The sequence below is a fragment of the Serratia sp. CY81684 genome (assembly GCF_052166595.1).
In the GTDB taxonomy this organism is placed as follows: domain Bacteria; phylum Pseudomonadota; class Gammaproteobacteria; order Enterobacterales; family Enterobacteriaceae; genus Serratia; species Serratia nematodiphila.
This window is the reverse complement of the sequence record NZ_JBJNOO010000001.1, coordinates 1,164,723-1,191,385: the sequence shown is the minus strand read 5'-3', so window position 1 is coordinate 1,191,385 and position 26,663 is coordinate 1,164,723. Positions and strand designations below refer to the sequence as shown.

At 61.2% G+C, this 26,663-nt stretch carries 24 protein-coding genes; 12 read left to right on the top strand and 12 right to left on the bottom strand.

Annotation, left to right across the window (positions count from 1 at the left end; translation table 11 throughout):
- Positions 1-3: 3 nt before the first annotated feature.
- Positions 4-1,125: a ribosomal protein uL16 3-hydroxylase gene (locus tag ACJ8QF_RS05910; protein ID WP_004941161.1), complete on the top strand. Its 1,122-nt coding sequence runs from the start codon at positions 4-6 to the stop codon at positions 1,123-1,125.
- 41 nt (positions 1,126-1,166) lie between these two features.
- Here ACJ8QF_RS05910 and ACJ8QF_RS05905 read toward each other — a convergent pair whose 3' ends face one another.
- Positions 1,167-2,255: a malate/lactate/ureidoglycolate dehydrogenase gene (locus ACJ8QF_RS05905; protein ID WP_442537351.1), complete on the bottom strand. Its 1,089-nt coding sequence runs from the start codon at positions 2,253-2,255 to the stop codon at positions 1,167-1,169.
- Positions 2,256-2,342: 87 nt separating this feature from the next.
- Positions 2,343-3,572, bottom strand: a complete 1,230-nt coding sequence (gene pepT / locus ACJ8QF_RS05900) for a peptidase T (protein ID WP_004941154.1) — start codon at positions 3,570-3,572, stop codon at positions 2,343-2,345.
- Positions 3,573-3,629: 57 nt separating this feature from the next.
- Here pepT and ACJ8QF_RS05895 point away from each other — a divergent pair, with 57 nt between their 5' ends.
- The 6 genes from ACJ8QF_RS05895 to ACJ8QF_RS05870 all read left to right on the top strand — a co-directional run bounded on the left by ACJ8QF_RS05895 (position 3,630) and on the right by ACJ8QF_RS05870 (position 9,855).
- Positions 3,630-3,902: a hypothetical protein gene (locus tag ACJ8QF_RS05895; protein ID WP_126180994.1), complete on the top strand. Its 273-nt coding sequence runs from the start codon at positions 3,630-3,632 to the stop codon at positions 3,900-3,902.
- 25 nt (positions 3,903-3,927) lie between these two features.
- A complete protein-coding gene (gene potA / locus ACJ8QF_RS05890) occupies positions 3,928-5,043 on the top strand; it encodes a spermidine/putrescine ABC transporter ATP-binding protein PotA (protein WP_004941151.1) in 1,116 nt (371 codons plus the stop codon).
- The gene (potB, locus tag ACJ8QF_RS05885; RefSeq protein WP_004941149.1) at positions 5,027-5,887 is read left to right on the top strand and encodes a spermidine/putrescine ABC transporter permease PotB; all 861 of its coding nucleotides are present in this window, start codon (positions 5,027-5,029) and stop codon (positions 5,885-5,887) included. Before potA ends, potB begins: the two co-directional genes overlap by 17 nt.
- Positions 5,884-6,666 carry a spermidine/putrescine ABC transporter permease PotC gene (potC, locus tag ACJ8QF_RS05880; protein WP_442537350.1) on the top strand — a complete coding sequence of 261 codons (783 nt, stop codon included), beginning with the start codon at positions 5,884-5,886 and terminating at the stop codon, positions 6,664-6,666. Before potB ends, potC begins: the two co-directional genes overlap by 4 nt.
- A gap of 219 nt (positions 6,667-6,885) precedes the next feature.
- Positions 6,886-8,445, top strand: a complete 1,560-nt coding sequence (locus tag ACJ8QF_RS05875; RefSeq protein WP_004941144.1) for a PTS transporter subunit EIIC — start codon at positions 6,886-6,888, stop codon at positions 8,443-8,445.
- A gap of 24 nt (positions 8,446-8,469) precedes the next feature.
- Positions 8,470-9,855 carry a family 4 glycosyl hydrolase gene (locus tag ACJ8QF_RS05870; RefSeq protein ID WP_442537349.1) on the top strand — a complete coding sequence of 462 codons (1,386 nt, stop codon included), beginning with the start codon at positions 8,470-8,472 and terminating at the stop codon, positions 9,853-9,855.
- A gap of 12 nt (positions 9,856-9,867) precedes the next feature.
- Here the strand turns inward: ACJ8QF_RS05870 and ACJ8QF_RS05865 are convergent, their stop codons facing one another.
- Positions 9,868-10,578: a MurR/RpiR family transcriptional regulator gene (locus ACJ8QF_RS05865; RefSeq protein ID WP_004941137.1), complete on the bottom strand. Its 711-nt coding sequence runs from the start codon at positions 10,576-10,578 to the stop codon at positions 9,868-9,870.
- Between ACJ8QF_RS05865 and ACJ8QF_RS05860 the strand changes: the two genes are divergently transcribed.
- Together ACJ8QF_RS05860 and potD are read left to right on the top strand one after the other, a co-directional pair.
- Complete coding sequence (locus tag ACJ8QF_RS05860; protein WP_131164325.1) at positions 10,568-10,885, top strand: hypothetical protein; 318 nt, start codon at positions 10,568-10,570, stop codon at positions 10,883-10,885. The genes ACJ8QF_RS05865 and ACJ8QF_RS05860 overlap by 11 nt on opposite strands.
- Positions 10,815-11,858, top strand: a complete 1,044-nt coding sequence (potD, locus tag ACJ8QF_RS05855; RefSeq protein ID WP_015377584.1) for a spermidine/putrescine ABC transporter substrate-binding protein PotD — start codon at positions 10,815-10,817, stop codon at positions 11,856-11,858. The genes ACJ8QF_RS05860 and potD overlap by 71 nt, the downstream gene beginning before the upstream one ends.
- A gap of 45 nt (positions 11,859-11,903) precedes the next feature.
- Here potD and cobB read toward each other — a convergent pair whose 3' ends face one another.
- The 5 genes from cobB to lolC form a co-directional block, all read right to left on the bottom strand.
- The gene (gene cobB / locus ACJ8QF_RS05850; protein WP_004941131.1) at positions 11,904-12,740 is read right to left on the bottom strand and encodes a Sir2 family NAD+-dependent deacetylase; all 837 of its coding nucleotides are present in this window, start codon (positions 12,738-12,740) and stop codon (positions 11,904-11,906) included.
- A 91-nt stretch (positions 12,741-12,831) separates the two neighbouring features.
- The gene (gene nagK, locus ACJ8QF_RS05845; RefSeq protein ID WP_004941127.1) at positions 12,832-13,749 is read right to left on the bottom strand and encodes an N-acetylglucosamine kinase; all 918 of its coding nucleotides are present in this window, start codon (positions 13,747-13,749) and stop codon (positions 12,832-12,834) included.
- Positions 13,750-13,802: 53 nt separating this feature from the next.
- Positions 13,803-15,050 carry a lipoprotein-releasing ABC transporter permease subunit LolE gene (lolE, locus tag ACJ8QF_RS05840; protein ID WP_015377581.1) on the bottom strand — a complete coding sequence of 416 codons (1,248 nt, stop codon included), beginning with the start codon at positions 15,048-15,050 and terminating at the stop codon, positions 13,803-13,805.
- Entirely contained in the window at positions 15,050-15,754 is a 705-nt protein-coding gene (gene lolD / locus ACJ8QF_RS05835; RefSeq protein ID WP_004941120.1) for a lipoprotein-releasing ABC transporter ATP-binding protein LolD, read from the bottom strand. The genes lolE and lolD overlap by 1 nt, the downstream gene beginning before the upstream one ends.
- Positions 15,747-16,949 (bottom strand): lipoprotein-releasing ABC transporter permease subunit LolC, encoded by a 1,203-nt coding sequence (gene lolC, locus ACJ8QF_RS05830; protein ID WP_004941116.1) that lies wholly within the window; start codon positions 16,947-16,949, stop codon positions 15,747-15,749. Before lolC ends, lolD begins: the two co-directional genes overlap by 8 nt.
- Before the next feature lie 309 nt (positions 16,950-17,258).
- Here lolC and mfd point away from each other — a divergent pair, with 309 nt between their 5' ends.
- Positions 17,259-20,732 carry a transcription-repair coupling factor gene (gene mfd, locus ACJ8QF_RS05825; RefSeq protein WP_280630644.1) on the top strand — a complete coding sequence of 1,158 codons (3,474 nt, stop codon included), beginning with the start codon at positions 17,259-17,261 and terminating at the stop codon, positions 20,730-20,732.
- Positions 20,733-20,764: 32 nt separating this feature from the next.
- Here the strand turns inward: mfd and ACJ8QF_RS05820 are convergent, their stop codons facing one another.
- The gene (locus tag ACJ8QF_RS05820; protein WP_004941095.1) at positions 20,765-21,865 is read right to left on the bottom strand and encodes a GGDEF domain-containing protein; all 1,101 of its coding nucleotides are present in this window, start codon (positions 21,863-21,865) and stop codon (positions 20,765-20,767) included.
- 200 nt (positions 21,866-22,065) lie between these two features.
- Between ACJ8QF_RS05820 and ACJ8QF_RS05815 the strand changes: the two genes are divergently transcribed.
- Complete coding sequence (locus tag ACJ8QF_RS05815; protein WP_004941092.1) at positions 22,066-22,551, top strand: heme-degrading domain-containing protein; 486 nt, start codon at positions 22,066-22,068, stop codon at positions 22,549-22,551.
- 232 nt (positions 22,552-22,783) lie between these two features.
- Positions 22,784-24,472: a C4-dicarboxylic acid transporter DauA gene (dauA, locus tag ACJ8QF_RS05810; RefSeq protein ID WP_049188215.1), complete on the top strand. Its 1,689-nt coding sequence runs from the start codon at positions 22,784-22,786 to the stop codon at positions 24,470-24,472.
- 47 nt (positions 24,473-24,519) lie between these two features.
- Here dauA and kdsA read toward each other — a convergent pair whose 3' ends face one another.
- Genes kdsA through ACJ8QF_RS05795 form a run of 3 tightly spaced genes read right to left on the bottom strand, consistent with a single transcriptional unit; the run spans position 24,520 to position 26,637 of the window.
- Positions 24,520-25,374 carry a 3-deoxy-8-phosphooctulonate synthase gene (gene kdsA / locus ACJ8QF_RS05805; RefSeq protein ID WP_004941087.1) on the bottom strand — a complete coding sequence of 285 codons (855 nt, stop codon included), beginning with the start codon at positions 25,372-25,374 and terminating at the stop codon, positions 24,520-24,522.
- 58 nt (positions 25,375-25,432) lie between these two features.
- Positions 25,433-26,242 carry an invasion regulator SirB1 gene (gene sirB1, locus ACJ8QF_RS05800; protein ID WP_004941083.1) on the bottom strand — a complete coding sequence of 270 codons (810 nt, stop codon included), beginning with the start codon at positions 26,240-26,242 and terminating at the stop codon, positions 25,433-25,435.
- Positions 26,239-26,637: a SirB2 family protein gene (locus ACJ8QF_RS05795; RefSeq protein ID WP_004941079.1), complete on the bottom strand. Its 399-nt coding sequence runs from the start codon at positions 26,635-26,637 to the stop codon at positions 26,239-26,241. The genes sirB1 and ACJ8QF_RS05795 overlap by 4 nt, the downstream gene beginning before the upstream one ends.
- Positions 26,638-26,663: the final 26 nt, after the last annotated feature.

The window sequence follows — 26,663 nt, the reverse complement described above, 5'->3', positions numbered from 1 at the left end:
AACATGGATTATCAATTAGACCTGGACTGGAACGATTTTTTGCAACGTTATTGGCAAAAGCGTCCGGTGATTCTGAAGCGCGGCTTCAAAAACTTTATCGATCCGATCTCCCCGGATGAGCTGGCCGGGCTGGCGATGGAAAACGAAGTGGACAGCCGTCTGGTCAGCCACCAGGACGGCCGTTGGCAGGTTGCGCACGGCCCCTTCGAGAGCTTCGACCACCTGAGCGAAAACAACTGGTCGCTGCTGGTGCAGGCGGTAGATCACTGGCATGAGCCTTCCGCCGCGCTGATGCGCCCGTTCCGCCAACTGCCGGACTGGCGGATGGATGACCTGATGATCTCCTTCTCGGTGCCGGGCGGCGGCGTCGGCCCGCACCTCGATCAGTACGACGTGTTCATCATTCAGGGCACCGGCCGCCGCCGCTGGCGCGTCGGGGAAAAAACGCCGCTGAAACAGCACTGCCCGCACCCGGATCTGCTGCAGGTCGAACCGTTCGACGCCATCATCGACGAAGAGATGGAGCCGGGCGACATTCTCTATATTCCGCCGGGCTTCCCGCATGAAGGCTACGCGCTGGAAAACGCACTCAACTACTCGGTGGGCTTCCGCGCGCCGAACGGCCGCGAGCTGGTGAGCGGCTTCGCCGACTACGTGCTGGCGCGCGAGCTCGGCAGCAAACGCTACGGCGATCCGGACGTTAAACTGCGCGAACACCCGGCGGAGATCCTGCCGCAGGAAGTGGACGCCTTACGGCAGATGATGCTGGATCTGGTGCAACAGCCGGAACACTTCCAGCACTGGTTCGGCGAGTTCATCTCCCAGTCGCGCCACGAGCTGGATCTGGCGCCGCCGGAGCCGCCGTATCAGGCCGGGGAAATCTACGAACTGCTGCAACAGGGTGAAGCGCTGCAGCGCCTGGGCGGGTTGCGCGTGCTGCGCGTCGGCGATCGCTGCTTCGTCAACGGCGAGCTGATCGACACCGACCAGCTGCAGGCCGCAGACGCCCTGTGCCAGCACTTCAGCGTCGATGCCGCCCTGCTCGGCGACGCGGTGGACGATCCGTCGTTCCTGGCGCTGCTGACCGCGCTGGTCAACAGCGGCTATTGGTACTTTAACGACTGATTGCGAGTACGCGAACAAGCCACCCTATCGGGTGGCTTTTTTTATGCTTGCCGCGCCTGCGCGCGAAAACCGGCCAGCGCTTCATTCGCCATGCCCGCCTGCTCCGCCGCCGCGCAAATCTGCCGCCAGGTATTGGCGTCTATCGATATGCCCTGCTCCAGCCGCGCCGCGCGGTTGGCCTCTTCCCATTCTCCCGGCACCGCGATCGGCTGTTCGCCGCTCGGCGGCGACGCCTTCACCCAGCCGATAAACGCTTCGGCCTCGGCCTGCATTTGCGGGGCGTCGAAGGCCTGAGGATCGAGGATCAGGGTCGTCATGCAGTTGAAGATGGCGTCGCTGTCGGCTTTCAGCGTGGCGTCGTGGGTGGTGCGGCCGCCGGAGAGCGCGCCGCCGAGGATCTCGCACATCGCCGCCAGCGCATAGCCTTTGTGCAAGCCGAACGGCAACAGTGACCCGAACGGCGCTTCGTGCATCACCTTCGGTTCGGTGGTGGGTTGCCCGTGTTCGTCGATCAGATAGCCCGGCGCCACCGACAAGCCTTTGTTATAAGCCACCCGGGTCTTGCCGAAGGCGATGCCGCTGGTGGCGAAATCCAACAGCAGCGGCGTGCGGCCCGGCCGCGGGAAAATGGCGCAGAACGGGTTGGTGCCGAAGCGGCGATCGCTGCCGCCGAACGGCGCCACCATCGGATCGCCTACCACGTTGACGAAGTGAATCGAGATAAAACCGGCGCGGGCGCACTGTTCCGCCCAATGGCCGATGCGGCCGATATGGTGCGCGTTGTGCAGCGCCACCGCCGCCAGGCCCAGCTTGCCGGCGCGTTCAATGCCCAGCGCCATCGCTTCGCTGGCCACCACCTGGCCGAAGCCGCGCGCGCCGTCGAGCGTCAGCACCGCGCCGGCGTCGCGCACCACCTCGGCATGCTGATTGAGCTGCAATTGCCCCTGCGCCAACGACGCCATGTAGCTGGGGATCATGCCGACGCCGTGCGAGTCGTGCCCGGCCAGATTGGCCTGCACCAGATGGTCGGCCACCAGCTCGGCTTCACGCGCCGTGCTGCCGGCCTGGCGCCAAATCGCCTGAACGAACTGCGCCAAATGCGGGCTGGCGATACGGTATTCGGTGCTCATCATGCGGTCCTTATGCGTGGGGAATGTACCTCCACACTATGAGCAACACCTTGTTTCGGCAAGCGATTATGCCGATCGCAAGCGTGTTTACCGCGCCCGCTCGGCGGCCAGCGCCGCGATGCGCATGATCACCGCCACCGCTTGCTCCATGCCTTCCAGCGTCACGAACTCGTGCTTGCCGTGGTAGTTGTAGCCGCCGGTGAACAGGTTCGGGCACGGCAGGCCGCGGAACGACAGCTGCGCGCCGTCGGTGCCGCCGCGGATCGGCTTCATCACCGGTTCGATGTCGCAGTCGCGCATCGCCTGCTGCGCCAGCGCGATCACGTGCGGGTGCTCCGCCACCTGTTCGCGCATGTTGTAATAGCTGTCTTCGATGCTGACTTCGATATAGCAATCGCGCGGCAGGCCTTTGCCGACCTCACGAGCGATGTCCACCATCTTGCGCTTGCGCGCCTCGAACCCTTCGCGCTCGAAGTCGCGCAGGATATAGTGCATTTCGGCGCGCTCTACGCTGCCCTTGATGCTGCTGAGATGATAAAAGCCCTGGTAGCCTTCGGTGGTCTCCGGCGCTTCGTCCGCCGGCAGCGCCTGATGAATGCGGGTCGCCAGCGACAGCGCGTTGACCATCACCCCCTTGGCGCTGCCGGGGTGCACGCTGTTGCCGAGGATTTTGATCGTCACCGAGGCGGCGTTGAAGTTTTCGCACTCCAGCTCGCCGACGCCGCCGCCGTCCACCGTGTAGGCCCATTCCGCATTGAAGGCCGCCACGTCGAACAGCTGCGCCCCCTTGCCCACCTCCTCGTCCGGAGTGAAGGCCACGCGGATGTCGCCGTGCGGGATCTTGCGCGCGCGCAGGCGCACCATGGCGGTGAGGATCTCGGCGATGCCCGCCTTGTCGTCGGCGCCCAGCAGCGTTTTGCCGTCGGTGGTGATCAGCGTCTGCCCCAGCATCTGGTGCAGGATCGGGAACATCACCGGCGACAGCACTTCATCACCGATGCCGAGCGCAATGTCGCCGCCGCGATAGTTCTCGACGATCTGCGGATTGACGTGTTTACCGCTGAAATCCGGCGAAGTATCCAGATGGGCGATGAAACCGACCGCCGGCACCGGCCAGGCGACGTTACCCGGCCAGGTGCCCATCACGCAGCCGTGTTCGCTGAGCGACACCCGCTCGAAGCCGAGCGCGATCATTTCCTGCTGCAACGCACGCGCCAGCTTCAACTGCCCGTCGGTGCTCGGCACATGCTTTACGTTCGCTTTGGACTGGGTGTCGAAAGAGACGTAGTTGAAAAAGCGGTCAAGTAATTTGTCCATGGTAGCGGCCCCTCAGAATATCGCGTTTCATTATGCGGAACCGATCAGGATCAAATATTGCGTCAGGTCATTTTTAACCAGAATTCGCCAATATCATTAATCTTTGTGATGATTTCTGAGGGGAATAATGCTGTCATCACAGGGTCATTTGTCGCTATCATGATGAAAAACGCGGCATCTGGGCCGGATCGGCTTTCAATTCCGGCATTCAGCGTCTATCATGCGCGCTCGAAAAATTTCCATTGGCGTAACTGGTTTGAGCTTCATTTGATCAGCGGGTATCCCGCAAGCTCCGGCAGTCTTTTCCAGTTGCGGTTCTATCTGCATTAGCCCACGGGATAGAGTAATACGATAAATGACTGAGACATCCTCTCCGACTCCCCTTGTTGAACTGCATGCCCTGAGCAAAGCGTTCGATGGCAAAACCATCATTGCCGATCTGGATCTGACGATTAATCACGGCGAATTCCTCACCATTCTCGGCCCCTCCGGCTGTGGCAAAACCACGGTGCTGCGCCTGATCGCCGGTCTGGAAGACGCCGATGTGGGCCGCATCGTGCTCGACGGCCAGGACATCACCGCCATTCCGGCCGAACATCGCCACGTCAACACCGTGTTTCAAAGCTACGCTCTGTTTCCGCACATGTCGGTGTTCGACAACGTCGCCTTCGGCCTGCGCATGCAAAAGGTGCCGGCGGCGGAACTGACGCCGCGCGTCGAAGAGGCGCTGCGCATGGTGCAGCTGGACGACTTTGCCAAGCGGCGGCCGGGCCAGCTCTCCGGCGGCCAACAGCAGCGCGTGGCCATCGCCCGCGCGGTGGTCAACAAGCCGAAGGTGCTGCTGCTGGACGAATCGCTGTCGGCGCTGGACTACAAGCTGCGCAAGCAGATGCAGAACGAACTGAAAGCGCTGCAGCGCAAACTGGGCATCACCTTCGTGTTCGTCACCCACGATCAGGAAGAAGCGCTCACCATGTCGGATCGCATCGTGGTGATGCGCGAAGGCCGCATCGAGCAAGACGGCACGCCGCGTGAGATCTACGAAGAGCCGAAGAACCTGTTCGTCGCCAGCTTCATCGGCGAGATCAACATCTTCGACGCGGTGGTCCTGCAACGCCTCGATCCGCAGCGGGTGCGCGCCAACGTGGAAGGCCGCGAGTGCGACATCTACGCCGATCTGCCGGTAGAGCCGGGCCAAAAGCTGAAGGTGCTGCTGCGCCCGGAGGATCTGCGGGTGGAAGAAGTGAACGACAGCGCGCAGCACGACGGGCTGATCGGCTACGTGCGCGAGCGCAACTACAAAGGCATGACGCTGGAATCGGTGGTCGAGCTGGAGAGCGGCAAAACGGTGATGGTCAGCGAGTTCTTCAACGAAGACGATCCGGACGTCGATCACTCGCTCAATCAGAAGATGGCGGTAACCTGGGTTGAAAGCTGGGAGGTGGTGCTGGCCGATGAAGAAATCGCGTAAAGTCTTCCAGAATGTGGTGATCGTCGGCGTCGTCGCCTGGCTGCTGCTGTTCGTGTTCATGCCGAACCTGATGATCATCGGCGCCAGCTTCCTGACCCGCGACGACGCCAACCTGGTGCAGATGGTGTTCACGCTGGACAACTACCGGCGCTTGTTCGATCCGTTGTACGCCCAGGTGCTGCTGCACTCGCTGAACATGGCGCTGATCGCCACCCTGTGCTGCCTGGCGATCGGCTATCCGTTCGCCTTTATCCTGGCGCGGTTGCCGCAGAAAGTGCGGCCGCTGCTGCTGTTTCTGCTGATCGTGCCCTTCTGGACCAACTCGCTGATCCGCATCTACGGCCTGAAGCTGTTTCTCAGCACCCGCGGCTATCTCAACGACGCGCTGCTGTGGATCGGCGTCATCGACAAGCCGCTGCGCATCATGTACACCTCGGAAGCGGTCGTCCTCGGCCTGGTGTATATCCTGTTGCCGTTTATGGTGATGCCGCTCTACTCCAGCATCGAAAAGCTCGATAAGTCCTGCCTGGAGGCGGCGCGCGACCTCGGCGCCAGCAAGCTGCAAACCTTTATCCGCATCATCGTGCCGCTGACCATGCCGGGCATTATCGCCGGCTGCCTGCTGGTGGTGCTGCCGGCGATGGGGCTGTTCTTCGTCGCCGATCTGATGGGCGGCGCCAAAAACCTGCTGATCGGCAACGTGATTAAAAGCCAGTTCCTCAATATCCGCGACTGGCCGTTCGGCGCGGCCACCAGCATCTGCCTGACGCTGGTGATGGGGCTGTTGCTGCTGGTTTATTACCGGGCCGCACGCCTGCTGAACAAGAAGGAGGATCTGGCATGATCGGACGTCTGCTGCGCGGCGGCTTTATGACGCTGGTATACGCCTATCTGTATATCCCGATCGTCATCCTGATCGTCAACTCCTTCAACGCCTCGCGCTTCGCCATCAATTGGCAAGGATTTACCACCAAGTGGTACAGCACCCTGCTGAATAACGACAGCCTGCTGCAGGCCGCGGGCCACTCGCTGACCATGGCGGTGCTCTCCGCCACCTTCGCCACGCTGATCGGCTCGCTGACCGCGGTGGCGCTGTACCGCTACCGCTTCCGCGGCAAACCGTTTGTCGGCGGCATGCTGTTCGTGGTGATGATGTCGCCGGATATCGTGATGGCCATCTCGCTGCTGGTGCTGTTCATGCTGCTGGGCATTTCGCTCGGCTTCTGGTCGTTGCTGTTCTCGCACATCACCTTCTGCCTGCCGTTCGTGGTGGTGACCGTCTACGCGCGCCTGAAAGGCTTCGACGTGAAGATGCTGGAAGCCGCGCGCGATCTCGGCGCAAGCGAGTTCACCATCCTGCGCAAAATCATCCTGCCGCTGGCGATGCCGGCGGTGGCGGCCGGTTGGCTGCTGAGCTTCACCCTGTCGATGGACGACGTGGTGGTCTCCTCCTTCGTCACCGGGCCGAGCTACGAGATTTTGCCGCTGAAGATCTACTCGATGGTGAAAGTCGGCGTCTCACCGGAGGTCAACGCGCTGGCCACCATTTTGCTGCTGCTGTCGCTGGTGCTGGTGATCGCCAGCCAGTGGGTGATGCGCGATCGCTCGCCCAAGGCCGAGTAACCCTTCCCGCCGGGCGCTGCGGCGCCCGGTTGTGATCCCCTTCACAACCGGCACCGGTTGTCACTCCCTGACCATCGGTGCCTATTTCCGCCCCGCCGATTGCAGCGGCGAAAACTTCCCCCTATAACTGAACTCAGGCAAGGTGCCTTATTTTTTTCTCGCTTCCAGGGAGTTTATTCAGCAACGTCGTCATCCATTAAAATATAAAAAGGAACTGCCATGAAAGGTATTATCGATAATATCTTAAGCAAGCTGCAGCTTTTCTCCAAAGCCATGATGGGGCCGATATTTTTCCTGCCGGTAATCGGTCTGATTCTGGCGCTCAGTTCTATTCTCACCAATGCCACATTAATCAATGAACATTCCGCCGTCTTCTCTATCGGTAAAATGATCGGCGATACCTTCTGGCCATTATTCGGCAACCTCGGGCTGATTTTCTGCATCGGCATTACCTACGGTCTGGCCAAAGACAAGAAAAGCGAAGCGGCGCTGGTCGCCGTGATGTGCTTTATCATGTTCCTCGGCGCCAACGCCTCTTATCTGCAATTCAGCGGCCATGTCGCGGCCAAGATCAACGGCGAATATTACGGCACCGGGCAGACGGAGTTGCTGGGTTTTACCGTGGTGGATATGGGCATTTTCCTCGGTCTTATCCTCGGCGTCACCATCGCCTGGGTGCATAACCGCCTGTGCAACGTCGAACTCAACGGCGTGTTCTCGGTCTACGGCGGCGCCAAGCTGGTGCTGATTGCCATGACGCCGATCATCATGCTGTACGCCGTCGCCTTCAGCTACCTATGGCCGGCGATCTCACAGGGCCTGATCGCGCTGACCGGCTTTATGAAAAGCGCCGGCTCGCTCGGGGTATTCGTCTACGGCTTCTTTGAGAAATTCCTGATCCCTACCGGGCTGCACCACTTTATCTGGTCGCCATTCCAGCTCACCAGCATCGGCGGTTCGATCGTGCAGGACGGCCAGACCGTCTCCGGCTCGCAGGCGATTTTCCTGGCCTATATGCGCGACCCGAGCATCTCGCCGCTGATGAACGAAGCGCTGCGCTTCTCGCAGCAAGGGATGGTGACCATCTTCGGCCTGTCGGGCGCGGCATTGGCTTTCTATCACACCGCCAAGCCGGAAAAGAAAATGCTGGCCAAGGCGATTCTAATCCCGGCCATCACCACCTCGATCCTGGTCGGCATCACCGAGCCGATAGAGTTCACCTTCCTGTTTATCTCTCCGCTGCTGTGGGTGATCCACGCCGTGTTGACCGCGCTGTCGCAGGTGGTCTGCAACCTGTTGCAGGTGCGCCCCTGGGGCGCCAGCGGGCTGGTCGAGTTCCTGGCCTATAACCTGCCGCTGCCGGTTTCCCTCACCCGCTGGCCGCTGTACGTGGTCATCGGCCTGGTGCAGTTTGCGGTGTATTACCTGGTGTTCAAAACGCTGGTGCTGAAGCTCAATCTGAAGACGCCGGGTCGTGAAGATGATCAGGACGTCAGACTCTATTCCAAACAGGATTACCGGAACCGCAAAAATACCCCGGACGAGCCGAGCGGCATCATTATTCGCGCGCTGGGCGGCAAGGAAAACATTATTTCCGTCGATAACTGTTTTACCCGACTGCGGGTGGAATTAAAGGATATGACGCGGGTGGATGAAGCCGCGTTAAAAAGCACCGGCGCCAAAGGCGTAGTGAAGAATCGCCGTGAAGTGCAGGTAATTTACGGCGTCACGGTCGGCAAGGTCAAAAATCAGGTAGAAAAATATTTAGCGACACTCTAACGCTTTATTAATGGGAGATATCGAATGAAATTAACCGTTCTCGGCGGCGGCGGCGTGCGTTCCCCGTTCCTCGCCAAATCCATCGCCTATAACGCCCATCGCATCGGCATTACCGAAGTGGTGTTTATGGATACCGATGAGCGCCATCTGGCGATCTATGGCGCCCTCGCGCGGGGCGTATTCCAGCGCATTCGCAGCGACATTGCTTTCAGCCTCAGCAGCGATCCGCGCCAGGCGCTGCAAGGCGCCGACTACATCATCACTACCCTGCGCATCGGCGGCGAGGAAGGCCGCATCCATGACGAGCGCATCGCGCTCAATCACCAGTTGCTCGGGCAAGAAACTACCGGCGCCGGCGGCTTCGCCATGGCAATGCGTTCGATTCCGGCGATCCTCGACTATTGCCGCATGATCGAACAGGTTTCCTCACCGGACGCGGTCCTGTTCAACTTCACCAATCCTTCCGGCATGGTGACCGAGGCGATCATCAAATCCGGCTTCCAGCGCCGGGTCTACGGCATCTGCGACGCCCCCAGCGAGTTTATCCGCGAACTGGCCGAGCTGCTGGGCTGCCGCGAAGACCAACTGAGCGTCGACTGCTTCGGCCTCAACCATCTTTCCTGGTTCCGCAATGCGCGCGTCAACGGCGAACCGGTCACGGAGCGGTTGCTGGCGGATCCGCGCCTGTATCGTGATACCTGCATGAAATACTTCTCGCCGGAGTTGGTGGCGCTGTCGGACAATTTGATGCTCAACGAGTATCTCTATTATTACTACTATCGTGAGCAGGCGATCGCCGCCATCGTCGCGGGCGGCGAGACCCGCGGCGAACAAATCGCGGCGATCAACCGCCAAATGCTGTCAGAGTTAGGCGTGCTGGACATCCCCCACCAGTTGGAACACGCCTTCTCTGTCTATTTCAGCCATTATCTGCAGCGCGAAAACTCCTACATGCAGCGCGAGTCCAACCAGGGCAAGGTGAAAACGCGCGAGATGCTGACGCTACAACAGTTTATCGAGCAGCCGGACAGCGGCGGCTATGCCGGGGTGGCGATCGACATTCTGGAGGCGGTCAACAGCGGCCGGCAAAAACGCGTGGTGGTGTCGATGCAAAACCGCGACACGCTCGATTTTCTGCACCCGGATGACGTGATCGAAATCAGCTGCGAATTGAGCAGCGCCGGCATTCAGCCAGTCAAAATGCGCGATATTCCCGACACCCAGAAAAACCTGATTTCGCAGGTGAAAGAGTACGAACGGCTGGCGGTGGCGGCGATCCTGACCGGCAACCGCCAACTGGCCATCAAGGCGCTGATGGTGCACCCGCTGGTCAACTCCTACTCGCTGGCGAAAACGCTGGTGGAGGAGTACCTGCAGGCCCACCGCGCGTATGCCGGGCACTGGCGCTAAACGGTGCGGCCGTCAGCGGCCGCGACGTTCAAACCAGGCGGTGATCACATTCTCGAATCCCAACAGACAGTGGCCGAAAAACGGGTTGGGATAGTAGATATCGTGATCGTATTTTTGCCGGTCCTCAAACAGAAAGGTCATGTCGGCCTGCTGCGCCAGCGGGCTGCCGCCGTCGCCGCAGAAGGCCGCCAGCAGAATGCGGTTACGCTTCACCGCCTCGCTCCAGCTCAGCGCCGAGCCGCTGTTGCCCGACTTTGAAATCACGATCACCATGTCGAAGCGAAAGCGCGTCTCACGGTCAAGAATGTCGAAATCCGGCCACAGCGACAGATAACTGTCTACACCCAGCGTCATAAACTTGTTGTACATATATTGAGCCACCAGCTGCGAAAAACCGCTGCCGTGGATCAGGATCTTGCCGTTGTCTAGCAGATCGAGAAACTGCGCCTGCTGGGCCGGCGGTGCCGCCGACGTAGCGCGTTCCGCCTGGTAGGCCGGCGCCATCGTCAGGTTGAACTTGATGAAATAGACCAGTTCGAGATAGCCGCGAAAGCCCAGCTTTTTAGCCAGCCGCACCAGCGTCGAGGGTGAACTGTAGCAGCGTGCGGACACCGCACGGATGCCGTCGTCGATGCAGGCGTCCGGGTTGTCGAGAATGCAGTGCAAAATCGTCAGATCCGTCTTGCTGAGCTCAGCCTGGCTGAAGACCTGTTTGAAATTCATCGCTGCCCTCGTTTATTCGCCAAAATTATTGTTTCGCACGCGCTTCACCGCCTGTCCAGCGCGAGACACACAAATTGTGATGCGCTTTAAGGCGCTGAACCCCTTGATTTGCCAGCGGGATAACCGCCTTTACCCACCCCGCCCCGCCCCCTATAATGGCCCCTTTCTGGGGTATGGCGCGGCCGAAAACGGCAGCCCATACGGGTTCGGCTCACTACTGCTGAAGGATACGCTGCATGAAAAAGTGGTCACATCTGCTCGCAGCCGGGATGATGGCGCTGAGTTTCTGCTCTGCAAACGCCTCTGACGGCAAAACGCTGTACTTCTATAACTGGACTGAATACGTCCCGCCGGGGCTGCTGGAGCAGTTCACCAAAGAAACCGGCATCAAGGTGATCTATTCCACCTATGAATCCAACGAAAGCATGTACGCCAAGCTGAAGACCTACAAGGACGGCGCGTACGATCTGGTGGTGCCTTCCACCTACTTCATCGCCAAGATGAGCAAGGAAGGCATGCTGCAAAAAATCGACAAGAGCAAGCTCAGCCACTTCAAGGATCTCGATCCCACCCTGCTGAACAAGCCGTTCGATCCCAACAACGACTATTCCATTCCTTACATCTGGGGCGCTACCGCCATCGGCGTCAACAGCGACGCGCAGGATCCGTCCACCGTCACCTCCTGGGCCGATCTGTGGCAACCGCAGTACAAAGGCCGCCTGCTGCTGACCGACGACGCGCGTGAAGTGTTCCAGATGGCGCTGCTCAAGCTGGGTTATTCCGGCAACACCACTGACCCGAAAGAGATCGAAGCCGCCTACCACGAACTGCAGAAATTGATGCCGAACGTGCTGGCCTTCAACTCCGACAACCCGGGAAACCCGTTTATGGAAGGGGAAGTCAACGTCGGCATGGTGTGGAACGGCTCGGCCTTTGTGGCGCGCCAGGCCGGCACGCCGCTGGAGATCGTCTGGCCGAAGGAAGGCGGGATCTTCTGGATGGACAGCCTGGCCATTCCGGCCAACGCGCGCAACGTCGAAGGGGCGCTGAAGCTGATCGATTTCCTGCTGCGGCCGGAAATCGCGGTGCAGGTGGCGGAGACCATCGGTTACCCGACGCCGAACCTGGCGGCGAAGAAGCTGCTGTCGCCGGAGATCGCCAACGACAAGTCGCTCTACCCGGATAAGGCGGTGATTGAGCACGGCGAGTGGCAAAACGACGTCGGCGACGCCAGCACGCTGTACGAAAGCTACTTCCAAAAGCTGAAAGCCGGGCGCTAATACGCCCGCCATCCCATCAGGGCGCATTGCGCCCTGATGCCTTTCTCAGGGCTGGTCGGCCCGCGCCACCTTGCCCACCAGGAACTTGTGCACAAAACGCGGCACCACTTCGCTGGCCAGACCGTAGTGTTTCTCATCGAACTGGCTCTCTACCTGGCTCGGTTCCAGGTTCAGCTCCATGGCGTAAGCGCCGCCCAGCCGCGCCTCATGCACGAAGCCGGCCGCCGGATAGACATGGCCGGAGGTGCCGATGGCGACGAAGAAATCGGCCTTGCTCAGCGCCTGGTAGATGTCGTCCATGCCCAGCGGCATCTCACCGAACCACACCACGTGCGGCCGCAGCGGCGCCGGGAACTGGCAGCAATGGCAACGATCGTCAACGCTGAGATCGCCGGGCCATTCGAACACCTGCCCCGACTGGGTGCAACGCACCTTCAGCAGTTCGCCGTGCATGTGCAGCACCCGCTTGCTGCCGGCGCGCTCATGCAGGTTATCAATGTTTTGCGTGACCAGCAGGAAGTTGTCCCCCAACCACTCTTCCAAATCCGCCAACGCGCGGTGCGCGGCGTTCGGGGCGATCTCCTCCGTCTGCAGCTGGCGGCGGCGTTCGTTGTAAAACGCCTGCACCAGCGCCGGATCGCGCTGAAAACCTTCCGGCGTGGCGACGTCCTCCACCCGGTGCTCTTCCCACAGCCCATCCGCGGCGCGGAAGGTGCGAATGCCCGACTCGGCCGAAATGCCGGCCCCGGTCAACACCACCACAAACGGCTTTTTCAGCTCGGCCGCCGCCATGGTGTCACGGTGAAAAATGCGTGAACGAAAGCGCTGATGCAGCACATGCTTACTCTTGCGAAACTGACACAGCCGATGGCGAGTGTGCATTAACTCTCTCCTTACTTTTCCCTGTTTACCCTTCTTACTGGACGTTGAGGCGTGGTGGGCTGCCTACATTCACGCCCGGCCTCAACGCCCATTACGTTGGGCGCGCCAAATTGAGGAACGCCGCGCCGCGCACGCCGCCGGCGTCGCCATAGCGCGCCTTCTCGATGCGCGGCAGCCGGGCCACCCGCAACAGGTGCGCCGGCAGCCGCTGCGGCAACGCCTGGTAAATGGCGTCGAAATTCGACAGCCCGCCGCCGATCACCACCAGATGCGGATCCAGCACCGTCAGCAGGTTACCCAGGCAGATCGCCAGCACGTCCATAAAGCGGTCGACGTGAGCCACCGCCTGCGGCTCGCCCGCCTGATAATGCGCAATGATCTCGGTGGCAGGCAAGCGCCGGCCATAGAAATGGGCGTACATCCATTCGAAACCGCGGCCCGATATGTAATTTTCAATGCAACCCTGATGGCCGCACCCGCAGGCAACGCGAGGCACATCACGCCCCAGCACCTCGAGCGCGTCCACCGGCAGGCGCAAATGGCCGAACTCGCCGGCGATATAGTTGCGCCCAGGCACCGTCTTGCCATCGACGATCAGACCGCCGCCCACGCCGGTGCCGAGGATGATGCCCAGCACCGTCGGGTAGCGGCGGAACTCGTCGTCCCAGGCTTCCGACAGCGCAAAGCAGTTGGCATCGTTATCGACGCGCACCTCGCGCCCGATCAGCGCCGCCAGATCGCGCGGCAGCGGCCGCCCCATCGCCGCCGGCACGTTGGCGGTAAACAACGTGCCGTCATCGTCGTTGGGCAGGCCCGGTATGCCGATGCCGACGCTGCCGCGCCGGCCGCAAAACGCATCCGCCTCAAGGGTCAGATCGCACAGCGTGGCCAGCAGTTGCCGGTAGTCTTCACGCGGCGTCGGCACCCGCTTTTGCCAAATGCGCTGCAGGTTGCCGTCGAACACCCCCAGCTCAATCTTGGTGCCGCCCATATCGAAACCGTAGTACATAACCCATCCCCAGGCTAAAAAAACGGGGCGGCATCGCTGCCTCCCCGTCGGTGTTATTGTCCGCTCAGCACCCGCGCCGGATCGATGCGGCTGGCGCGCCTCGCCGGATACCAACTGGCCAACAGGCTCAGCACGATGGCGGTCGCCAGTACGATCAGCACGTCCAGCCAGTGCAGCTCGGAAGGCAGGAAGTCGATGAAGTAGATATCGCCCGACAGGAAGGAATGACCGACCAGTTTCTCGATGCCGCGGATGATGTTGGTCAGCTGCAGCGAGGCGATCACCCCGATCACCACGCCGCTCAGGCTGCCCAGCAGCCCGGCCAACAGCCCGTACCAGATGAAGATGGCGCGAATAAAGCCGTCTTTAGCACCCAGGGTGCGCAGCACGGCGATGTCGGCGCTTTTGTCTTTCACCGCCATCACCAGCGTGGAGACGATATTGAAGCAGGCCACGCCGATCACCAGCACCATCGCCAGATACATGATGGCGCGGATCATCTGGATGTCGCGGTACATGTAGCCGTACTTGCCGATCCAGCTTTTGATGTAGATATAAGAATTGGTCACTTCGCCGGCGTCGCGCACCAGTTTGTTGGCGGCGAACACGTCGTTCATCTTGAGCGCGATACCCGTGACGCTGTCACCCATGTCGAGATACTGCTGCGCGTCGGCCAGCGGCACCAGCGCCAGGCTGTGATCGAGCTGGCCGCTGAGCTGCAAAATGCCGGTCACATGCAGGCGAATGCGCTTCGGCTGCAGCAGCTTCATCTCCGGGTCGCTGTTGGGGATCATCACCGTGACATAGGCGCCCTGCTTGACGCCCAGCGCGTCGGCCACGCCCTTGCCGAGGATCACCTGCTGCTCGCCGGGCTTGAAGTTGGCCCAGGCGTCGCCCTGCACATACTGCGGCAGCGCGCTCAGCCGGCTCTCCTGCTGCGGATCCACGCCTTTGACTTCCACCGCGCGCAGCTGCGCGCCGTTTTCCATCAGGCCGGTAAAGTTAATGTACGGCGCGGCGGCCAAGATACCCGGCACCTTTTCCACCCGCTGCAGAATCGACGGCCAGCCGCTGAACGGCTGATTGACCGGCTCAAGCTCGCCGTGCGGCACCACCGCCAGAATGCGGTTCTTCAGCTCGCGCTCAAAGCCGTTCATCGCGCTCAGCCCGACGATCAGCACCGCCACCCCCAGCGCAATGCCGATGGTGGAGATGACCGAGATCAGCGACACCATGCCGCCGCGTTTACGGCCGCGGCTGAAACGCAGGGCCGTCAGGAAGGACAGTGAGGCTCCCGCCATTACTCGGCCCCCATCAGGGTCAGCTGCGCCTGCAGGTGGCCGTCGGCCATTTCCAGCTGGCGGCTCAGGCGCTTGGCCAGCTGCAGATCGTGCGTCACCACCAGGAAAGCGGTGCCCTGGCGCACGTTCAACTCACCCAGCAGATCGAAGATGCTGTCCGCGGTGCGTTTATCCAGGTTACCGGTCGGTTCGTCCGCCAGCACCAACGCCGGGTTGTTGACCAACGCGCGCGCGATCGCCACGCGCTGACGTTCGCCGCCGGAGAGCTCGGACGGGCGGTGCTTGCTGCGTTTTTCCAGCCCGACCGCCGCCAGCATCTCCCGCGCCTTCTCCTGCGCCTGCGCCGGCTTGGCGCCGCCGATCAAGAGCGGCATGGCGGCGTTTTCCAGTGCGGTGAAGTCCGGCAACAGATGGTGGAACTGATAGATGAAGCCCAGCTGGCGGTTGCGCAGCTCGGCCTTGGCCGCCGAAGACATGGCGTTCAGCGATTCGCCCTTGAAGATCACCTCGCCGGAGGTCGGCGAGTCCAGCCCGCCCAGCAGGTGCAACAGGGTGCTCTTGCCGGAACCCGAGCTGCCGACGATCGCCATCATCTCGCCCTGCTGCATGGCAAAGCTGACGTTGCGCAGCACGTCGGTGTGCAGATTGCCTTCCTGATAGGTCTTGCACAGGTTGTCACACTGCAGCAAAAGATGGTTACTCATAACGTAAAGCCTCAGCGGGTTGTACGGCGGCAGCGCGCCATGAAGGATAGAGCGTGGACAACAGAGAAACCGCCATCGCCACCACGGCGATGATCGTCACCTGCAGCGGATCGACCGCCACCGGCAGCGAAGCGCCGTCGATCAAGGCGCCGAGGATCGGCATCAGATTGTTCAGATTGGTAGCCAGCAGCACGCCGAGCAGCGTGCCGAGCAGCGAACCGATGATGCCGGCGCTGGCGCCCTGCACCATAAATACCGACATGATCTGGCGGCGGGTCAGCCCCTGAGTCTGCAGAATGGCGACTTCGCCCTGCTTCTCCATCACCAGCAGGCCGAGCGAGGTGATGATGTTAAACGCCGCCACCGCCACGATCAGGCTGAGCAGCAGCCCCATCATGTTCTTCTCCATGCGCACCGCCTGGAACAGCTCGCCCTTGCGATCGCGCCAGTCTTTCCAGACGGTGCCCGCCGGCAGCGCCTGTTGGCTGAGGGTATCGACCGTCAGCGGCTGTTGCAGGAACAGGCGCCAGCCGGTGATGTTGCCGGCCGGGTAACGCATCAGGCGCGAAGCGTCCTGTTGGTTGACCAGCAGCTGATAGCCGTCCACCTCGCTGTTGGCGTGGAAGGTGCCGATGAGAGTGAACAGGCGCTGGCTGGGAATGCGGCCCATTGGCGTAAACTGGCTGGCGCTCGGCACCATCACGCGCAGCGAATCGCCGCGCTTGACGCCAAGTTGCCCCGCCAGCTGTTCGCCGATGATGATGTTGTACTGGCCCGGCTGCAGCTGCTGTTGCTTGACGTTGACCAGATACGGGGTCAGCGGATCGGCCTCGTCGGGATTGACGCCGAGCATCACCCCGACCGCCACGCTGCGGGCGCTTTGCAGCACTACGTCACCGGTGGTCAGCGGCGCGACGCGCGTGACGCCCTGCAGCTTCTGCACCTCGGAGGCCGGCAGCTGCTGCGGGTTGACCGATCCTTGCGGACTGGTGACCAACGCCTGCGGCATCAGGCCGAGAATGTTGTTTTCCAGATCCTTTTCGAATCCGTTCATCACCGACAGCACGGTGACCAACGCCATCACCCCCAGCGTAATGCCGATGGTGGAAAGCCAGGAAACAAACCGCCCGAAGCGGTCTGAGGCTCGCCCGCGCATGTAGCGCAGGCCAATGAATAACGCGACAGGTTGATACATGAAATCCGTTTGATAGCCGTGGCTTAAGCAAAGTGATCATGGATAATAAAGGCTCTCCCTCGTTTAGGGAACACCCGACGGCCTTTTATTGCGTGGCGCAGACGAGAGCGGTGGCGGCGGATTAGCGCAAGATTTACCCGTCGCTGCAAAAAATCGACGGCGTTAACCGGTTAAATAACCGGCAAAAAAGCGATGGACAGCGCTTTTTGCTGTGTCAGTTTGCCGGCCGCTGGGCTACTATAAACAGCATAAAAGCGCTGGGTTATCCGTGCCGGGACGCCCTCTAACACATTGATTAAAGATACCTGAATGAGCACTTCCGATAGCCGTAACCGTTCTTCATCCCCTCGTTATTCTCTGCCCGATCGCGCGGGCGATCTGCGCCAGCTGGGGCAACTGACCGGCGCGGCCTGCGCCGTGGAGTGCGCCGAGATCGTCGAGCGCCACCCTGGCCCGGTGATGCTGATCGCGCCGGATATGCAAAACGCCCTGCGGCTGCGCGACGAGATCCAGCAGTTCACCGATCAGATGGTGACCACACTGTCCGACTGGGAAACCCTGCCGTACGACAGCTTCTCGCCGCATCAGGAAATCATCTCGGATCGTTTGTCGAGCCTGTATCACCTGCCGACCATGGCGCGCGGCGTGATCATTCTGCCGGTCAACACCCTGATGCAGCGCGTCTGCCCGCACGAATTCCTGCACGGCCACGCGCTGGTGATGAAGAAAGGCCAGCGCCTGTCGCGCGATAAGCTGCGCGCGCAGCTGGAACAGGCCGGTTACCGCAGTGTCGATCAGGTGATGGAGCATGGCGAATTCGCCACCCGCGGCGCATTGCTCGATCTTTACCCGATGGGCAGCGATGAGCCTTACCGCATCGACTTCTTCGATGACGAAATCGACAGCCTGCGCATCTTCGACGTCGATACCCAGCGCACGCTGAGCGAAGTCGAGGCCATCAATCTGTTGCCGGCCCACGAGTTCCCCACCGACAAGAACGCCATCGAGCTGTTCCGCAGCCAGTGGCGCGAGCAGTTTGAGGTGCGTCGCGACGCCGAGCACATCTATCAGCAGGTCAGCAAAAGCGCCTGGCCCGCCGGTATCGAATACTGGCAGCCGCTGTTCTTCAGCCAGCCGCTGCCGTCGCTGTTCAGCTACCTGCCGGCCAATACGCTGATCGTCAATACCGGCGATCTGGAGGGCGCCGCCGAGCGCTTCTGGCAGGACGTCAACCAGCGTTACGAAAGCCGCCGCGTCGATCCGATGCGCCCGCTGCTGGCGCCGGATACGCTGTGGCTGCGCGTTGACGCGCTGTTCGGCGAGCTGAAAGCCTGGCCGCGCATCGCGCTGAAAACCGATGAGCTGCCGGCCAAGGCCGGCAATACCAATCTGGATTACCATGCCCTGCCCGATCTGGCGGTGCAGGCGCAGAATAAATCCCCGCTGGATAATCTGCGGCGTTTTATCGAAGGCTTCGACGGCAGCGTGATTTTCTCCGTCGAGAGCGAGGGGCGGCGTGAAACGCTGCAGGATCTGCTCGGCCGCATCAAGCTGGCGCCGGCGCTGATCCAGCGTCTCGATCAGGCGGAAACCGCGGGCCGTTACATGATGGTCGGCGCCGCCGAACACGGCTTCCTCGACGGCCTGCGCCAGCGTGCACTGATCTGCGAAAGCGATCTGCTCGGCGAACGCGTCAGCCGCCGCCGGCAGGACAACCGGCGCACCATCAACACCGATACCCTGATCCGCAACCTGGCGGAGCTGCATCCCGGCCAGCCGGTGGTGCACCTGGAGCACGGCGTTGGCCGCTATGTCGGCCTGACCACGCTGGAAGCCGGCGGCATCAAGGCTGAATACCTGATCCTCTCCTACGCCGGTGAGGACAAGCTGTACGTACCGGTTTCTTCGCTGCATCTGATCAGCCGCTACGCCGGCGGCGCGGATGAAAACGCTCCGTTGCACAAACTGGGCGGCGACGCCTGGACACGCGCGCGGCAAAAAGCGGCCGAACGGGTGCGCGACGTCGCGGCCGAGCTGCTGGATATCTACGCCCAGCGCGCCGCCAAGGCCGGTTTCGCCTTCAAGCATAACCGCGAGCAGTACCAGCTGTTCTGCCAGACCTTCCCGTTCGAAACCACGCCGGACCAGGAACAGGCGATAAACGCGGTGCTGAGCGACATGTGCCAGCCACTGGCGATGGACCGCCTGGTGTGCGGCGACGTCGGCTTCGGCAAAACCGAAGTGGCGATGCGCGCCGCCTTCCTGGCGGTGGAAAACGGCAAGCAGGTGGCGGTGCTGGTGCCGACCACCCTGCTGGCGCAGCAGCACTTCGACAACTTCCGCGATCGCTTCGCCACCTGGCCGATCCGCATCGAGATGATGTCGCGCTTCCGCAGCGCCAAAGAGCAGCAGCAGGTGCTGGACGACGCGGCCGATGGCAAAGTGGACATCATCATCGGCACGCACAAACTGCTGCAGAGCGATCTGCGCTGGAAGGATTTGGGGCTGCTGATCGTCGATGAAGAACACCGCTTTGGCGTGCGCCACAAGGAACGCATCAAAGCGATGCGCGCCGACGTCGATATCCTGACGCTGACCGCCACGCCGATCCCGCGTACGCTGAACATGGCGATGAGCGGCATGCGCGATCTGTCGATCATCGCCACTCCGCCGGCGCGCCGGCTGGCGGTGAAGACCTTCGTGCGCGAATACGACAGTCTGGTGGTGCGCGAGGCGATCCTGCGCGAAGTGCTGCGCGGCGGCCAGGTTTACTACCTCTACAACGACGTGGAAAACATCGAGAAAGCGGCGCAACGCCTGGCTGAGCTGGTGCCGGAGGCGCGCATCGCCATCGGTCACGGTCAGATGCGCGAACGCGATCTGGAACGGGTGATGAACGATTTCCACCACCAGCGCTTCAACGTGCTGGTGTGCACGACCATCATCGAAACCGGCATCGATATCCCCAGCGCCAACACCATCATCATCGAGCGGGCCGATCGCTTCGGCCTGGCGCAGCTGCACCAACTGCGCGGCCGCGTCGGGCGTTCGCACCATCAGGCTTACGCCTATCTGTTGACGCCAAACCCGAAAGCCATGGGCACCGACGCTCATAAACGGCTCGAGGCCATCGCGTCGCTGGAAGATCTCGGTGCCGGTTTCGCGCTGGCGACTCACGATCTGGAGATCCGCGGCGCCGGCGAACTGCTGGGCGAAGACCAGAGCGGCCAGATGACCACCGTCGGCTTCTCGCTCTATATGGAGCTGCTGGAAAGCGCCGTCGACGCGTTGAAAAACGGCCGCGAACCGTCGCTGGAAGATCTCACCAGCAACCAGACCGAGGTAGAGTTGCGCATGCCGGCGCTGCTGCCGGAAGATTTCATTCCCGACGTCAATACCCGCCTGTCGCTGTATAAGCGTATCGCCAGCGCGAAGAACGACGGTGAGCTTGACGAGCTGAAGGTCGAGCTGATCGACCGCTTCGGTCAACTGCCGGATGCGGCGCGCAATCTGTTGCAGTGCGCGGCGCTACGCCTGCACGCGCAGAAACTGGGGATCAAACGCATCGAGAGCAACGAGCGCGGCGGCTTTATCGAGTTCGGCGACAACAACCGCGTCGATCCGGGTTATCTGATCGGCCTGTTGCAGGGCAATCCGCAGGTTTACCGCCTGGACGGCCCGAGCAAGCTGAAGTTCACGCTCGATCTGGCCGATCGCCAAAAACGCCTGGCGTTCACCGAAGAGCTGCTGAACGCCTTCCGCGAACACACGCTGGCGGTCTGAGCCAATGCCCCCGCCGTGACGGCGGGGGCGGCTTATTCGCGCGGGAATCCGGCGCCCAGCGGCGCCAGCTGCATCACGCGGCTGGTCACCACCCGGTTTTTGCCGCTGCGCTTCGCCTCATACAAGGCCTCGTCGGTCATGGCGATCGCCTTGTCCAGCGTCATGCCCGGCAGATACAGCGACACGCCGATCGACAGCGTGATGTGCGCTTCGTCGTGCGCATTCAGCAAGAACGTCGAGCTTTCAACCGCGCTGCGAATGCGCTCCGCCACCCCGCCGATGACCTGCGGATCGTAGCTGGCGGTGATCACCATAAACTCCTCGCCACCGTAGCGCCCGACGAAGTCCTCATTGCGCACGCTGTTTTGCAGCAGCCGGCCGACGCTGGCCAGCAGCACGTCACCGGCCGGATGGCCGTAGGTATCGTTGATGCTTTTGAAGTTATCCAAATCGAGGATCATCAGCCCGCACGGGCGGCGCTCGGCACGCTGCAGCATCAGCTGATAATCGACGCTGGCGCGGTTGTTGATGTGGGTCAGGCTGTCGGTGGTGGCGCGCGCGCGCATCGCGAAATAGGCGTAGATATGGCGCTCTTTGAAATTCAGCGCATGATAGCAAATCGCCAGACAGAGCGCGGAAACCGCCTGGTAAAGCAACACATCCGGCCACAGCCCGCTCATGTCCACCAGCAGCCACACCACCGCGATGCGATACAGCGCGATGATGCCGATCGTCAGGTAAAACGTCTGGTGGGATTTTTTCAGCCACACGCGCGACAACAGCAGCGGCGCGACGATCGAGGCGATGAACAGGTTATCGACGGTGAAACCGCCGGTCAGCATCATGGCGAACAGAAAACTCACCAGCCCGCTGACGCCGCCGCCGAAGAACGTCACCAATATCATCGGGATCATCGCAAAGCTGTAATGCACCTTATCGGTCAGCTCCAGCCGATCCTGGCTCAAATACAGCACCGCCACCCCGGCCAGCAGGCCGAAAACAACGCGCTTCCACAGTGCGGATTGATAAGAAAAAGGGGCATTCTTGCTGAGAAGGAAATAGCTTATCGACAGCGTGGCGTAGGTGATGCAGGCGTCGCTGTAAAGGGTAGAAATGGACGCAATGTAAGTCATAAATAGTCAGCGCGCTCCTCGGGATCGCCAGGGGGTAATGTGCAGACGTTGAATAACGCATCCCTGTCGTCTCCGCTTCGGCGGTGGCCATTTTACACAGTCTATTAATAGAGTAGCAGTTCTATCTTATCGCCAAGCCGTCTATCTCACGACGCCCGCTTCAGGCTACTCTGTGCGTTGTGTTATCGGGGGAGAACCGCATGAATATCGACGATGAACTGCAAGCGCTCAGCGAACAGGAAGCGACGCTGGCCTTTACCCATTTTGACGCCGCCACCGCCTGGGAACTGGGCGCGGCGCTGAAAACCGCCGCCGAGCGGCGCGGCCTGAGCATCGCCATCGAGATCCAACTTGCCGGGCAGACGCTGTTTTATTACGCCATGCCGGGGGCAACGCCGGACATTGCCGACTGGGTGCGGCGCAAGCGCAATCTGGTGAACCATTTTCACAAAAGCTCTTACGCCATCGGCCTGCGCCTGCAGCAGCGGCAAACGTCGCTGGAGGAGCGTTACGGGCTGAGCGTGCGTGACTATTCGGTGCACGGCGGCGCCTTCCCGCTCACCCTGACCGGCCTCGGCTGCGTCGGCAGCATCAGCATTTCCGGCGCGCCGCAGAAGGAAGATCACCAGCTGCTGGTGAGCACTTTAGCCCATTTTCTCGGCTTATCCCTGCCCGCCCTGCAATAACCGTTAAAACCTTGACTGTCACCTTTCTTGTCAGCCGCAGAATCTGCGGCTGACTTCTCTATTATCGAAATTTAGCGCCGAACAAAAGGGCGACTCTCTGATTTCCTGCGCCAAATTGATGCAGGTCTGGTAATCCGCTGAACAAAAGGCGTATGGTATCTGTCACGTGACAAGACGGACCTCATCGGGCCCGCCATTCCTTTCACTTTTGAAGATTTGGTACGCACCGTAGATGAAAACGCATGAAATAAACAAAATTCGCCCCTTCAGCGCGCTGATAGACGCCTGCTGGCGGGAACCTTATAACCTGGCGCGGTTGCTGAAAGACGCTATCGCCGGGGTGACGGTCGGTATTATCGCCATTCCTCTGGCGATGGCGTTGGCGATCGCCAGCGGCGTGCCGCCGCAGTATGGTCTGTATACCGCCGCCATCGCCGGCATCGTCATCGCCGTCAGCGGCGGTTCGCGCTACAGCGTCTCCGGCCCCACCGCCGCCTTCGTGGTGATCCTCTATCCGGTCTCGCAGCAGTTCGGCCTGGCCGGCCTGCTGGTCGCCACGCTGATCTCCGGGGTATTTCTGCTGTTGATGGGGCTCGCGCGCTTTGGCCGGCTGATCGAGTACATTCCGCTGCCGGTGACGCTCGGCTTTACCTCCGGCATCGCCATCACCATCGCCACCATGCAGATCAAGGACTTCTTCGGCCTGCAGCTGACGCACACGCCGGAAAATTACGTCGGCAAGCTGTATGCCCTGCTGCAGGCGCTGCCGACGCTGGATTTCGGCGATACCCTGATCGGCGCCGTGACGCTGCTGATTTTGATCTTCTGGCCCAAGCTCGGCCTGCGGGTGCCCGGCCACCTGCCGGCGCTGCTGGCGGGCACTGCGCTGATGGGGCTGCTGACGCTGTTTGACCACCCGGTGGCGACCATCGGCTCCCGCTTCAGCTACCTGCTGGCCGACGGCAGCAGCGGTCAGGGCATTCCGCCTATCTTGCCGCAGCTGCTGCTGCCCTGGGATCTGCCGGGCGGCGGCGGGCAACCGTTCACCCTGAGTTGGCAAACCGTTTCCGCGCTGCTACCGGCGGCATTTTCAATGGCAATGCTCGGCGCGATTGAGTCGTTGCTGTGCGCGGTGGTGCTCGACGGCATGACCGGCAAGAAGCATAACTCGAACAGCGAATTAATCGGCCAGGGTGCGGGCAACATCATCGCGCCGTTCTTCGGCGGCATCACCGCGACCGCTGCGATTGCCCGATCGGCCGCCAACGTGCGCGCCGGCGCCACCTCGCCGGTGTCCGCCATCATCCACGCACTGCTGGTGCTGTTGGCGCTGCTGGTTCTGGCGCCGTGGCTCTCTTATCTGCCGCTGGCGGCGATGGCGGCGCTGCTGTTGATGGTCGCCTGGAACATGAGCGAGGCGCACAAAGTGATTTACCTGCTGCGCCGGGCGCCGAAGGACGACATTCTGGTGCTGCTGCTGTGCATGTCGCTGACGGTGCTGTTCGACATGGTGATCGCTATTACCGTGGGCATCGTGCTGGCGTCGCTACTGTTTATGCGCCGTATCGCCCGCATGACGCGGCTGAGCGAGCTGAGCGCCGACGATGGCCGCCTGGTGCTGCGAGTGAATGGCCCGCTGTTCTTCGCCGCCGCCGAGCGCATCTTTAGCGAACTGCTGGCGCGCAGCGAGGATTACCGGACGATCGTGCTGCAGTGGGATGCGGTGCCGGTGCTCGACGCCGGCGGCCTGAACGCCCTGCGGCGTTTTATCGACGTGCTGCCGGCGGATAAAAAGCTGGTGATCACCGACGTGCCGTTCCAGCCGCTGAAAACCCTGGCGCGCGCGCGGGTGCAGCCGATCGAGGGCCGCTTGCAGTTCTACCCGACGCTGCCGGAAGCGCTGGCGGCCACCGGCGCCTAAACGTAAAAAAGCCCGACGCGTCGGGCTTTTTTTTTGGCGATGAGCGCTTAGTTGCTGGTATCCAGCTCCGGGAAGCTCTTCACCAGGTCGTCGATGGCTTTCATCTGCGCCAGGAACGGTTCCAGCTTGTCCAACGGCAGCGCGGACGGCCCGTCGCACTTGGCGTTGTTCGGATCCGGGTGCGCTTCGAGGAACAGCCCTGCCAGGCCAACCGCCATGCCGGCACGCGCCAGCTCGGCCACCTGAGCGCGACGGCCGCCGGACGCGGCGCCGAACGGATCGCGGGTCTGCAGCGCGTGGGTCACGTCGAAGATCACCGGATGGCCGCCAGTCACGTTCTTCATCACGTTGATGCCCAGCATGTCGACCACCAGGTTGTCATAGCCAAAGTTGCTGCCGCGATCGCACAGGATCACCTGGTCGTTGCCGCCCTCTTTGAACTTGTCGACGATGTTGCCCATCTGCCCCGGGCTGACGAACTGCGGCTTCTTGACGTTGATCACCGCGCCGGTTTTCGCCATCGCTTCCACCAGATCGGTCTGACGCGCCAGGAAGGCCGGCAGCTGGATCACGTCAACCACTTCAGAAACCGGCTGCGCCTGTGCCGCTTCGTGCACGTCGGTGATGATTTTCACGCCGAAGGTTTTTTTCAGCTCTTCGAAGATCTTCATCCCTTCTTCCAGGCCCGGACCGCGGTACGAGTGAATGGAAGAACGGTTGGCCTTGTCGAAAGAGGCTTTGAATACGTAAGGAATGCCCAGTTTTTGCGTCACGGTGACGTAGTGCTCGCAGATGCTCATCGCCAGGTCGCGCGATTCCAGCACGTTCATACCGCCAAACAGCACAAACGGCAGATCGTTTGCTACGTCGATGTCGCCAATGCTAACCACTTTCTGTTTCATGCTTTCGCCTTTGTTAAGGTTGTAACCGTCGCCTTGCAAACTGCACGGAGTCATTGAATTAATGCAGCGTCACCTGTTTCGGCTCAATCGAATGGATCTGCACTTTGATCACTTCGCTGACCGGGTCTTCAGGACACTGCTCGACAAAATAGTTGAGATCGGAAATCGCGATATGGTTGCACTCCAGCTGGGCATAAATCAGCCCGCGGTCGCGGATCTCGTACGGATCTTCCGGATCGAAGCACAACACCGTTTCACTGGTGCGCAGCGCCATTTCCAGCTGCTTTTCTTCCATCAGAGCGGCCTTCAGCGTATCCAGCATCTTGCGCACCACCATGATGTTCTCGGATTCGTCGAGATCGTCGTCTTCCAGCTCGGCACCCAAGCCCAGGTTGCCCTTAATCCACACTTCCAGCTGGTGTTCGCTCAGGGTTTCGCCGTTCAGCGGGTTGATCAACCACAGCTCTTCATCCAGCCAATCGGCGCGCAGGATCAGCTGAGTGGGGAAAATCACCGGCAGCAGCGGCAGATCCAGCGCGTTGGCGATGTGCAGGAAGATGGTGCCGAGCGAAACCGGCGTGCCCTGCCGCCCCTCCAGCACCTTGTCCAGCCAGATGGCGTCCGACAGGCGGTACACGCCGCTGGCGCCGCCGAATCCCCAGGTCTTGTAGAACAGTTCAATGAGCGCATCCAGTTGCTGCTCCTGAGTGATATCGGTCGGCACCACCGCGCGCGCTTCGTCCACCAGCTGTTGCAGCTTGCGCTCCACGTCGGCAGCCGGGAAATCGCGCCGCACCGACTGCGACACCAGGATCACCCCTTCGCTCAGCGGCGAGGTGTTAAATTCAAAATCAGCAATGCTACTCATAGGTATCCCATCAGAAACGGTATTTTCGTCGTGGCAAGTTTAATTATCAGGTACAGGCAGCCCAACGCCAGCACGAACGCCACGGTTCGCAGCCGCTGACTTTTGGTCTTCTTGCCCAATGCGACGTAGCCAAGCAGGATATAGATAATAACGCCAAACAGCTTCTCGGTCAGCCATGAGTCCATACCCAGCAGCGGATAAAACCCGAACGTCACCACCAGCGCGATGCCGCTGACGAACAGCAGCGTGTCATTCAGGTGCGGCGCTATCTTGACCCAGCGGCGACCCATGATCGGCGAACGGCGCCACTGCCAAAAGAAACGCAGCACAAACAAGGTAATACTGATGGCGACCGTCAGCAAATGGAAATGTTTCAACGCGGTGTATGCAGTCATGGTGCTCCCTTAAATGGCCTGGGCGT